Here is an 11,590-nt window from a genome sequence, read left to right on the forward strand (position 1 = left end):
GGCGCAGCCCCGCAAGGGGGCGATGCGCCACGACAGAGGGACGAGAGAGATGGGCTTTGCCGCCTTCGCATTCTACCTGTTCGGGATCACCACGGTCGTCTCGGGCGCGCTGGTCGTGCTGTCGCGCAACCCGGTCCATTCGGTGCTGTGGCTGATCCTGGCCTTCTTCTCCTCGGCGGGGCTGTTCGTCCTGCTGGGGGCAGAGTTCGTGGCGATGCTGCTGGTCATCGTCTATGTGGGCGCGGTCGCGGTGCTGTTCCTGTTCGTGGTGATGATGCTCGACGTGGATTTCGCCGAGTTGCGCGGGGAACTTTCGCGCTACACCCCCATCGGCATGCTGATCGGCCTGGTGATCCTGTTGCAGCTGGGCTTCGCCTTTGGCGCATGGGAGGTGACGGAACTTGCGCAGTCCCAGCGTGACGCCCTGACCCCGCCGATCGAGCAGACGCAGAACACCGTGGCGCTGGGGCAGCTGATCTACACCAGGTACGTCTTCCTGTTCCAGGCGGCGGGGCTGGTGCTGTTCGTGGCCATGGTCGGCGCCATCGTCCTGACCCTGCGCCACCGCGAGGACGTCAAGCGCCAGGACGTGCTGGCGCAGATGTACCGCGACCCCAATACCGCGATCGAGATGAAGGACGTGAAGCCGGGGCAGGGCATATGAGCGGTGCGGGCCTGATCCTGCCGGCGGCGATCCTGCTGACGCTGGGCCTGTCCATGGCCATGGCGCAGGGCCTGCCGGTGCGCATCCATGACGGGATCCGCACCTTTGCGGGCGACCCGAACCGCGTGGTGGCAGCCACGCAGGACCCGCCGTCGCGCATCACGCTCTACTCCGCCCACAAGGAGGGCGGCCGGCCCTGGGCCGATGCGATCTGGGTCCGCCAGACCCCCGAGGGGCGCAGCTTCCTGAGCCGCGCCTATGACTGCGAGGCCGGCACCTATCGCTGGCTGGGAGAGGCCGCGCGCCTGGGCCAGATCAGCCTGTCGGTGTCCTCGGTCGCCCAGACCGCCCCGCGCCGGCTGGAACCCGGCACCGTGGAATACGACCTGGCGCGCCACGCCTGCGCGCTGTGAGGAGAATGACCTTGCGTAACGAAAAGAGCAGACCGAGCCGAGGGACACGCGCATGATCGGACTTTCGCATTACCTGACCGTGGCCGCGATCCTGTTCGTGACCGGCATCTTCGGGATCTTTCTCAACCGCAAGAACGTGATCGTCATCCTGATGTCGATCGAGTTGATGCTGCTTGCGGTGAACATCAACTTCGTCGCCTTCTCGTCCTTCCTGAACGATCTGGCGGGGCAGGTGTTCACGCTGTTCGTGCTGACCGTCGCCGCGGCCGAGGCCGCGATCGGGCTTGCCATCCTCGTCTGTTTCTTCCGCAACCGCGGCTCGATCCGGGTCGAGGACGTCAACGTGATGAAAGGCTGAACGCATGCCAACGATCATCCTTTTCGCCCCGCTGATCGGTGCGCTGATCTGCGGTTTCGGACACCGCTTCATCGGCGAACGCGCCGCGACCCTGACCGCGACCGCGCTCCTGGTGCTGGCCGCGTTCCTGAGCTGGATCACCTTCCTGACCCATCACGGGGACGAGACGACCAGCTACGACCTGTTCCGCTGGATCGAGTCCGGCGCGCTCAGCGTCAGCTGGGGCATCCGGCTCGACACGCTCACGGCCGTGATGCTGGTGGTTGTGACCACCGTCTCGGCGCTCGTGCACGTCTACAGTTTCGGCTACATGGCCCATGACGACAACTGGAAGCATGGCGAAAGCTACAAGCCGCGCTTCTTCGCCTACCTGTCGTTCTTCACCTTCGCGATGCTGATGCTGGTCACGGCCGACAACCTGCTCCAGCTGTTCTTCGGCTGGGAGGGGGTGGGCGTCGCCTCCTACCTGCTGATCGGCTTCTACTACCGCAAGCCGTCGGCCAACTCGGCGGCGATGAAGGCCTTCATCGTCAACCGCGTGGGTGATTTCGGCTTCCTGCTCGGCATCTTCGCGGTGTTCTTCCTGGTCGACTCGATCCGCTTCGACGACATCTTCAACGCGGCCCCCGAGCTTGCCACGCAGACCATCGGCTTCATCGGGATGCAGTTCAACGCGGCCGAACTGATCGCGGTGCTGCTGTTCATCGGCGCGATGGGCAAGTCGGCGCAGCTGTTCCTGCACACCTGGCTGCCCGACGCGATGGAGGGGCCGACGCCGGTGTCGGCGCTGATCCACGCCGCGACCATGGTGACCGCGGGCGTGTTCCTCGTCTGCCGCATGTCGCCGGTGATGGAGTATGCCCCGGTGGCCCTGTCCATCGTCACGGTGGTGGGCGCGACAACCGCCTTCTTCGCCGCGACCGTGGGCCTGGTGCAGAACGACATCAAGCGCGTGATCGCCTATTCGACCTGTTCGCAGCTTGGCTACATGTTCGCCGCCGCCGGCGTCGGCTTCTACCAGGCGGCGATGTTCCACCTGTTCACGCACGCCGCCTTCAAGGCGATGCTGTTCCTTGGCGCGGGCTCGGTCATCCACGCGATGCATCACGAGCAGGACATGCGCAACTATGGCGGGCTGCGCCACAAGCTGCCCATCACCTTCGCCGCCATGATGATCGGCACGCTGGCCATCACCGGCGTGGGCATCCCGCTCAGCTACGACATGGTGGGGCTGCCCATCGGCTTCGCGGGCTTCGTGTCCAAGGACGCCATCATCGAGGGCGTCTATGCCGGCCATGCCAGCTATGCCTTCGGGATGCTGGTGATCGCGGCGCTGTTCACCAGCTTCTATTCCTGGCGGCTGATCTTCATGACCTTCTACGGCACGCCGCGGGGCGACCATCATGCGCATGACCATGCCCATGAAAGCCCCAAGGTGATGACCTGGCCGCTGATCCTGCTGGCCGTGGGCTCGGTGCTGCTGGGCATGGCGTATTACGGCAACTTCGTCGGCCACCACGCGGAAGAGTTCTTCGGCCCCGCCATCTTCATGGGCGAGGAGAACCACGTCCTGCACGACTACCACTATGTGCCGACCTGGGTGAAACTGTCGCCCTTCGCCGCGATGCTGGCGGGCTTCGGCATGGCCTACCTGTTCTACGTCGCCCGCACCGACCTGCCCGGGCGGCTGGCGGCGGCCAATCCCGGCCTCTACCAGTTCCTGCTGAACAAGTGGTACTTCGACGAGCTCTACGACTTCGTCTTCGTCCGTCCCGCGAAGTTCCTCGGGCGCTTCCTGTGGAAGAAGGGTGACGGCGCAACGATCGACGGCGGCATCAACGGGCTGGCCATGGGCATCGTGCCCTTCTTCACCCGGCTCGCGGGCCGGGCGCAGTCGGGCTACGTTTTCCACTACGCCTTTGCCATGTTCCTTGGGCTTGCCGCCCTCTTGACCTGGGTCCTGCTGGGAGGGGCCAACTGATGGGCAACATTCTCTCGCTTGTCACCTTCCTGCCGCTGATCGGGGCCGCGGTCCTGCTGGTGTTCCTGCGCGGCGAGGACAAGGCCGCGCAGTTGAACGCGAAGCGGCTGGCGCTGTTCACCACGATCGCCACCTTCCTGCTGTCGATCCCGATCATGACCGGCTTCGACCCCAGCGACCCGGGCTTCCAGTTCGTCGAGGAGACGGAATGGCTGGGCGGCCTGACCTACAAGATGGGCGTCGATGGCATCTCGGTCCTGTTCGTGATGCTGACCACGTTCCTCATGCCCATCGTCATCGGCGCCTCGTGGCATGTCGAGCATCGGGTCAAGGAATACATGATCGCCTTCCTGATGCTGGAAACGCTTATGATCGGCGTCTTCACCGCGCTGGACCTGATCCTGTTCTACTTCTTCTTCGAGGCGGGGCTGATCCCGATGTTCCTGATCATCGGGATCTGGGGCGGCAAGGAACGCATCTACGCCAGCTTCAAGTTCTTCCTCTACACTCTGCTCGGCTCGCTTCTGATGCTGGTCGCCATGATCGCCATGTACATGGAGGCGCAGACCACGGACATCGTTCGGCTGCTGAACCACGATTTCGCGTCCGACACGATCAGCGTGCTGGGCTGGCAGATCCTGGGCGGCATGCAGACGCTCTTGTGGCTGGCCTTCTTCGCCAGCTTCGCGGTCAAGATGCCGATGTGGCCGGTGCATACCTGGCTGCCCGACGCCCACGTCCAGGCGCCGACCGCCGGATCCGTGGTGCTGGCGGCGATCCTGCTGAAGATGGGCGGCTACGGCTTCCTGCGCTTTTCGCTGCCGATGTTCCCGGTGGCGTCCGACCTGATGGCGGATTTCGTCTTTACCCTGTCGGTCATCGCCATCGTCTACACGAGCCTTGTCGCGATGATGCAGGAGGACATCAAGAAGCTGATCGCCTATTCCTCGGTCGCGCATATGGGCTTCGTCACCATGGGCATCTTCGCCGCGAACCAGCAGGGCGTGGATGGCGCGATCTTCCAGATGCTCAGCCACGGCTTCATCTCGGGCGCGCTGTTCCTGTCGGTCGGCGTGATCTATGACCGGATGCACACCCGCGAGATCGACGCCTATGGCGGCCTTGTCGTGCGGATGCCGGTCTTCGCGCTGATCTTCATGCTCTTCACCATGGGCAATGTGGGCCTTCCGGGCACGTCCGGCTTCGTGGGCGAGTTCCTGACCCTTGCCGGCGCCTTCCAGGCCAACACCTGGGCCGCGCTGATCGCCACCACCGGCGTGATCCTGTCGGCGGCCTATGCGCTGTGGCTTTACCGGCGCGTAGTGTTCGGCGACCTGATCAAGGAGAGCCTGAAGCAGATCAAGGACATGGACCGCCGCGAAAAGCTGCTCTTCGCGCCGCTCATCGCCATGACCCTGATCCTGGGCGTCTATCCGAGCCTGGCGCTCGACGTGATCGGCCCCTCGGTCGAGGCACTTCTGGACAACTACCAGCTTGCACTGGCCGACGCGCCGACGCGGCTGGCCGAGAATTGAGAGGGCGCATCCCATGTTCGCCAATGATCTGAATGTCGTCCTGCCCGAGGTGCTGCTGGCCGTCTACGCCATGGCGGCGCTGATGGCGGGTGCCTTCCATCTGGCCAGTTCGCGCACGATCCTGTGGGCCACCACGGGCGTCTTTGCCGCATTGGGCCTGTGGATCGGCTTTTCCCCGGAAGGGGCGCGCGCGGCCTTCGACGGATCCTTCGTCAATGACGGCTTCGCACGCTTCGCCAAGGTGACGCTGCTCTGGGGGGCGGCGGCGCTGCTGATGCTGTCGGACGCCTATCTCCAGCGCCACAAGCTGATGCAGTTCGAATATCCCGTGCTCGTGTCGCTGGCGACCGTGGGGATGATGGTCATGGTCTCGGCCCATGACCTGATGGTGCTCTACATGGGCCTCGAGTTGCAGTCGCTGGCGCTGTACGTCATCGCCTCGTTCCGCCGCGACAGCCTGCGCTCCACGGAAGCGGGCCTCAAGTATTTCGTCCTCGGCGCGCTGTCCTCGGGCCTGCTGCTCTATGGCTGCTCGCTGGTCTATGGCACCACCGGGACCACGGGCTTCGACGGGATCACCGCGGTGGTCGCCGCGGGCGACCTGTCGCTGGGGCTGCTCTTTGGCCTTGCCTTCCTCTGCGCCGGCATCGCCTTCAAGGTGTCGGCTGCACCCTTCCACATGTGGACGCCCGACGTCTACGAGGGCGCGCCCACGCCGGTCACGGGCCTGTTCGCCACCGCGCCCAAGGTGGCGGCGGCGGCGATGTTCGCCCGCGTGGTGCATGACGGCTTCGGCGGCGCGGTCGCGGACTGGCAGCAGATCCTGGCCTTCCTGTCGGTCGCCTCGATGTTCCTGGGCGCCGTGGCCGCGATCGGCCAGCGCAACATCAAGCGCCTGATGGCCTATTCGTCGATCTCGCACATGGGCTTCGTGCTGATGGGGCTGGCTTCCGGTTCCGCCGCCGGGGTCGAGGCGATGCTCGTCTACCTTGCCATCTACGTCACGATGAATGTGGGCGTCTTCGCCTTCATCCTGAACATGAGCCGCGACGGCACCGCCGTCATGGATATCTCGGCGCTCGGGCTTTACAGCCGGGTCGAGCCGGGCCGCGCGCTGTGCCTTGCGATCCTGATGTTCTCGCTTGCGGGCCTGCCGCCGCTGGTGGGCTTCTGGGGCAAGTTCTTCGTTCTCACGGCCGCGGTGGATGCCGGGCTCGTCTGGCTGGCGGTGGGGGGGGTGATCGCCTCGGTGATCGGCGCCTTCTACTACCTGCGCATCATCTACCTGATGTATTTCGGCGAGCCGGCGGACGTGCTGAACGGCACCATGCCGCTGACGCACTGGGCCGCGCTCGGCGTGTCCAGCGCCGCGATGGTGCTGGGGGTCATCAACCTGTTCGGGGTCGAGGCGCTGGCGACCGTCGCCGCCGCGACCCTGGTGAACTGAGGACCGGGTGGCCGACTGGCCGCCCGGCACCGGCCGGATCCACCTGGCCGAAACCGACAGCACCAATGCCGAAGCCGCGCGCCTGCTGGCGCTTGGCACGCCCGCGCCCTTCTGGGTCAGCGCCGCGGTGCAGACGGCGGGGCGGGGCAGGCGGGGCCGGCCCTGGATCGCCCCGCCGGGCAACCTGACCGCCAGCCTTGCGCTCAGGCCCGGCGAGGATGCGGCGCAGGCGGCGCTGCGCTCCTTCACCGCGTCCCTCGCGCTGGCCGAGGCGCTGGAGGCGGTTGGGGCAGAGCCCGCCGACCTGTCGCTGAAATGGCCCAACGACGTGCTGCTGCGGGGCCGGAAACTTGCCGGCATCCTGCTGGAGGCCAACCGCGCGCGGGGCGGGCTGTCGCTGATCCTTGGCATCGGCGTGAACCTGGCAAGCGCGCCGCAAGCCGCGGAAATCGAGCCGCAGGCGCTGCCCCCCATCGCCCTTGCCGAGCTGGGGCTGCATGTCGCGCCCGAAACCCTGCTCGACCATCTCGGCCCTGCCTTCGCCGCGTGGGAAACGGTGCTGCGCCGCGACGGCTTTGGCCCCGTGCGCGACGCCTGGCTGGCCCGCGCCGCCCGGCTGGGACAGGTCATCACCGCCCGCCTTCCGGGGCAGGCGATCACCGGGCGGTTTCGCACGGTGGACGATACTGGCGCTGTTGTAATAGAGACGGGGGACGGACCGCTGGCCCTGCCCGCGGCCGACATCTTCTTCTGACGGGGGCGCTGGATGCTTCTGGCCATCGACGTTGGCAACACGAATTGCGTCTTCGCGCTGCATGACGGCACGCGGGTGCTGGGCGAGTGGCGGTGCCGCACCGAGCGGCAGCGCACGGCGGACGAGTATTTCGTCTGGCTCAAGCAGCTGATGGAGCATGAGGGCATCACCGCCACGGTCACGGGGGTCATCATCTCCTCGGTGGTGCCGCAGGTGGTGTTCAACCTGCGCGTCCTGTCGGATCGCTACTTCCACACCCGCCCGCTGGTGGTGGGCAAGCCCGAGGTGGATCTTGGCATCGCGGTGCGCGTCGATCCCGACACCACGGTGGGCGCCGACCGGCTGGTGAACACGGTGGGCGCCCATGACCGCTACGGCGGCGACCTGATCGTTGTGGATTTCGGAACCGCCACTACATTCGATGTCGTGGGCAGCGACGGCGCCTACGAGGGCGGCGTGATCGCCCCGGGCGTCAACCTGTCGCTCAAGGCGCTTAGCGAGGCGGCGGCGGCGTTGCCCTATATCGACGTCACCCGCCCCGCGCATGTCGTGGGCACCAATACAAGGGCCTGCATGCAATCGGGCATCTTCTGGGGCTATGTCGGCCTGATCGAGGGGCTTTGCGCCCGGATCGCGGCCGAACGCGGCCGCAAGATGCGCGTGATCGGCACCGGCGGGCTTTCCACCCTGTTCGACCAGGGCACCGGAATTTTCGACAACATCGATACCTCACTCACAATTCACGGGCTGGTGCTGATCCATGCCCGCAACAAGCAGAAAGACGGCTGAGCCAATGACAGGCGAAAACAAACTTACCTACCTGCCCCTCGGAGGGGCGGGCGAGATCGGGATGAACATGTATCTCTACGGCTACGGGCCGGTCGGGGACCAACGCTTCATCCTGGTCGATTGCGGCGTCACCTTCCCCGAGATGGAGGGAACGCCGGGCGTGGATCTCATCATGGCCGACCCGGCCTTCATCGCCGAACGCGCCGACCGGCTGGAAGCCATCATCATCACCCACGCCCACGAGGATCATGTGGGCGCATTGGGCATGCTCTGGCCGCGTCTCCAGGCGCCGGTGATCGCGCGCCCCTTCACCGCGCTGATCGCCCGCAACAAGCTGGAACGCGCGGGCCTGAACCCCGACATCGTGCGCGAGGCGCCGGTCTGGCCGAAATCGGTCGCCGTGGGGCCCTTCACGGTGGGGTTCGTGCCGGTGGCGCATTCGATCCCCGAATGCTCGGCGCTGGTGATCGACACGCCGGCGGGGCGCATCTTCCACAGCGCGGACCTGAAACTGGACCGCACGCCGCTGGTGGGCGAGCCCTTCGACGAGGAGATGTTCGCCGAGATCGGCCGCCAGGGCGTCAAGGCGCTGACCTGCGACAGCACCAACGTCTTTTCCCTTCATCCGGGCCGATCCGAGGCGGATATCGTGCCCGCGATCAACGCGCTGATGCGCGAGGCAAAGGGGCTGGTGGTGGCCACCACCTTCGCCTCGAACATCGCGCGGCTGCGCACGCTGGCGCAGGCCGCCCATGACAACGGCCGCTCGGTCGTGGTGATGGGGCGGGCGATGAACACCATGATCCAGGCGGGCTTCGCCGCCAAGGTGCTGCCGGGCTTCCCGCCGATCACGGACCCGCGCGAGGCCGAGAACATCCCGCGCGACCACCTGTTCATCCTTGCCACCGGCAGCCAGGGCGAACGCCGCGCCGCCATCGCCCAGCTTGCCAGCCAGAGCTACATGGGCTTCCGGCTGAAGCCGGGCGACACGGTGCTGTTCTCGTCCAAGACGATCCCCGGCAACGAGGTGTCGGTGGGCCGGATCCTGAACCAGCTGGCCGAGCAGGACGTGACCGTGATCGAGGCGGACGACCGCTACCACGTCTCGGGCCACGCGAACCGCCCGGATCTGGAACGGGTGCACCAGCTTCTCAAGCCGCAGAACCTGATCCCGATGCATGGCGAGTACCGTCACCTGCGCGCCCATGCCGAACTGGGCCGGGCCGGCGGGATCCCGTCGGTGATCGCCTCCAATGGCGCGGTGGTGGATCTGACAGGGGCGCAGGCGCAGGTGATCGACAATGTGGAAACCGGGCGCGTCTACCTGGACGGCACCCAGATGATCGGCGCGATGGACGGCATCGTGCGCACCCGCATCCACATGGCGCTGCGCGGTCATGTCGTCGTGTCGGTGATGCTGGAAGAGGATGGCACGCTGTCCGACAGCCCCTGGGTCGAGGTGGCGGGCCTGGCCGATGCGCTGCCCAAGGGGCGCGGTGCAAGCCTGACGCGGTCGCTGGAACAAGAGATCGAGGCGGCGCTGGAAAAGGCCGGGCGCGGCGCGCTGCGCAATGACGAGACGGTGGAAAAGCTGGTCGAAAAGACCGTGCGCCATGTCGCGAACGACCTGGTGGGCAAGAAGCCCGTCGTCACCACGCTGATCAACCGCTTCGAGGAGGGCTGAGGCCAGCCCCCCGGCGCGGCGGCGTCACGCCGTGCCGGTGCTGCCTTCGGTTTCTTCCGCCACTTCGGCCTGAACCGCCTTGGCCGACGCGCGGGCGCGCGGCTTGCGGGTGCGCTTGGGCTTTTCGGGGGCCTGCGGCTCTGCCGCGGGCGCGGTGGCTTCGGGCTCCGGGGTCGCGGCGGGCTGATCGGCCGGCGCCTCGGGTTCCGCCGCCTCGGTGGGGGCGTCCACGGGGGCGTCCACGGGCACTTCCACAGGTGCGTCCTCGGGGGCGTCGGCGGCCTTCGTCTCGGCCGCGGCCGGCTTCGCCCTGGGTGTGCGCGGCTTGCGGGCGCGCTTGGGCTTCGGCGCGGGGGCGGGGGCTTCGTCGGCGGCCACCACGGGCTGCGCCTCGGCAACCTCGGTAGGCTGCTCCTCGGCGCTGTCCGCCTCGGTTTCCATCGCCGCCGGGCGCAGGTCGCGCAGCAGGAAGGCGGGCACATGGTCGCCCATGCCGATCACCGGGCGGTCGTCGCGCCGGTCGCGGCGGTCGCGCCGCGGCTGATCCTCGCGCCGGTCGCGGCGGGGCTGTTCGTCGCGGCGCCGCTCGGGCTGCGCGGGCTGGGGCCTGGCTTCTGCCTGCGGCTTCGGCTCTGTCGCGGGTGCTGCGTCCGCGGCGGGGGCATCCGCCGTGCGGTTGCGATCCCGGCCGCCGCGCTTGCGGCTGCGGCTGCCCCGGCGCTCTGCGCCATCTTCGTCCGCCTCGGGGCGGGCGGCTTCGGCGCCAGCCTCGGACCCGTAATTCACTTCTTCCGACGGGATGGGCTTGCCGATCAGTTCCTCGATCTTGTCCAGGTGCTTCTGGTCCGCCGGCACGAAAAGCGAGATCGCCTTGCCCGAACGCCCGGCGCGCCCCGTGCGGCCGATCCGGTGGATGTAATCCTCGGAATGGATCGGGATGTCGTAGTTGAACACATGGCTGACGGCGGGAATGTCGAGCCCGCGCGCCGCCACGTCGGATGCGATCAGCAGGCGCAGCTTGCCCTCGCGGAAGCCGTCCAGGGTGCGGGTACGGATCGACTGGTCCAGGTCGCCATGGATCGGCGCCGCGTCGTAGCCGTGCTTGGACAGCGACTTCGCCACCACGTCCACGTCGCGCTTGCGGTTGCAGAAGATGATCCCGTTGGTGAGCTGTTCGCCCTCGGTGTCGATCAGCTGGCGCAGGGTGGCGCGCTTTTCCCGGTCGGTCGCGTCCCGCCTGGAGGGGCGGATGCGCACGATCTTCTGGGTGATCGTCTCGGCGGCGGTGGCCTGGCGGGCGACTTCGACGCGCACCGGGTTCGACAGGAACTCGTTGGTGATGCGGGTGATCTCGGGCGCCATTGTGGCCGAGAAGAACAGCGTCTGCCGGGTGAAGGGGGTCAGCTTGAAGATGCGCTCGATGTCGGGGATGAAGCCCATGTCGAGCATCCGGTCCGCCTCGTCCACCACCATGATCTCGATGGCGGTCAGCATCAGCTTGCCGCGCTCGAAATGGTCCAGCAGCCGGCCCGGCGTCGCGATCAGCACGTCCACGCCGCGGTCGATCAGCTTGTCCTGGTCCTTGAAGCTGGTGCCGCCGATCAGCAGCGCCATCGAAAGCTTCATGTGCTTGGCATAGGTCTCGAAGTTCTCGGCCACCTGGGCTGCCAGTTCGCGCGTCGGCGCCAGCACCAGGCTGCGCGGCATCCGCGCCCGCGCCCGGCCCTTGGCCAGAAGCGTCAGCATCGGCAGCACGAAGGACGCCGTCTTGCCGGTTCCGGTCTGGGCGATGCCAAGCACGTCGCGGCCCACCAGCGCGTGGGGGATCGCCTGCTGCTGGATCGGGGTCGGCGTCTCGTAGCCGGCCTCGGCAATCGCCTTCAGCACGCGGGGATCAAGTTCGAGATCGGTAAAGTTCGTCATGGCCTACACTTTCGTTGCGGCATGTGAGGCCGCAGTGTCAGC

General features: G+C 67.0%; 10 protein-coding genes. 9 read left to right on the forward strand and 1 reads right to left on the reverse strand.

The window, feature by feature from the left end; genetic code table 11:
• Positions 1 to 49: 49 nt before the first annotated feature.
• Genes HMH01_RS15505 through HMH01_RS15545 form a run of 9 tightly spaced genes read left to right on the forward strand, consistent with a single transcriptional unit; the run spans position 50 to position 9,625 of the window.
• On the forward strand, positions 50 to 664 hold the full coding sequence (locus tag HMH01_RS15505; RefSeq protein ID WP_171326819.1) for an NADH-quinone oxidoreductase subunit J: 615 nt from the start codon (positions 50 to 52) through the stop codon (positions 662 to 664).
• Complete coding sequence (locus HMH01_RS15510; protein ID WP_171326701.1) at positions 661 to 1,077, forward strand: hypothetical protein; 417 nt, start codon at positions 661 to 663, stop codon at positions 1,075 to 1,077. Before HMH01_RS15505 ends, HMH01_RS15510 begins: the two co-directional genes overlap by 4 nt.
• 52 nt (positions 1,078 to 1,129) lie before the next feature.
• Positions 1,130 to 1,435, forward strand: a complete 306-nt coding sequence (nuoK, locus tag HMH01_RS15515; RefSeq protein ID WP_171326702.1) for an NADH-quinone oxidoreductase subunit NuoK — start codon at positions 1,130 to 1,132, stop codon at positions 1,433 to 1,435.
• A gap of 4 nt (positions 1,436 to 1,439) precedes the next feature.
• Positions 1,440 to 3,416: an NADH-quinone oxidoreductase subunit L gene (gene nuoL / locus HMH01_RS15520; protein WP_171326703.1), complete on the forward strand. Its 1,977-nt coding sequence runs from the start codon at positions 1,440 to 1,442 to the stop codon at positions 3,414 to 3,416.
• Complete coding sequence (locus tag HMH01_RS15525) at positions 3,416 to 4,951, forward strand: NADH-quinone oxidoreductase subunit M (RefSeq protein WP_171326704.1); 1,536 nt, start codon at positions 3,416 to 3,418, stop codon at positions 4,949 to 4,951. The genes nuoL and HMH01_RS15525 overlap by 1 nt, the downstream gene beginning before the upstream one ends.
• Positions 4,952 to 4,964: 13 nt before the next feature.
• Complete coding sequence (gene nuoN / locus HMH01_RS15530; RefSeq protein ID WP_171326705.1) at positions 4,965 to 6,398, forward strand: NADH-quinone oxidoreductase subunit NuoN; 1,434 nt, start codon at positions 4,965 to 4,967, stop codon at positions 6,396 to 6,398.
• 7 nt (positions 6,399 to 6,405) lie between these two features.
• Positions 6,406 to 7,152, forward strand: a complete 747-nt coding sequence (locus HMH01_RS15535; protein ID WP_171326706.1) for a biotin--[acetyl-CoA-carboxylase] ligase — start codon at positions 6,406 to 6,408, stop codon at positions 7,150 to 7,152.
• A gap of 12 nt (positions 7,153 to 7,164) precedes the next feature.
• Positions 7,165 to 7,941: a type III pantothenate kinase gene (locus HMH01_RS15540; protein ID WP_171326707.1), complete on the forward strand. Its 777-nt coding sequence runs from the start codon at positions 7,165 to 7,167 to the stop codon at positions 7,939 to 7,941.
• A gap of 4 nt (positions 7,942 to 7,945) precedes the next feature.
• Positions 7,946 to 9,625 (forward strand): ribonuclease J, encoded by a 1,680-nt coding sequence (locus HMH01_RS15545; RefSeq protein WP_171326708.1) that lies wholly within the window; start codon positions 7,946 to 7,948, stop codon positions 9,623 to 9,625.
• Positions 9,626 to 9,649: 24 nt separating this feature from the next.
• On the opposite strand, the gene HMH01_RS15550 is transcribed toward HMH01_RS15545, so the two are convergent.
• Complete coding sequence (locus HMH01_RS15550; RefSeq protein ID WP_171326709.1) at positions 9,650 to 11,548, reverse strand: DEAD/DEAH box helicase; 1,899 nt, start codon at positions 11,546 to 11,548, stop codon at positions 9,650 to 9,652.
• Positions 11,549 to 11,590: the final 42 nt, after the last annotated feature.

It is taken from the genome of Halovulum dunhuangense (genome assembly GCF_013093415.1).
GTDB lineage: Bacteria > Pseudomonadota > Alphaproteobacteria > Rhodobacterales > Rhodobacteraceae > Halovulum > Halovulum dunhuangense.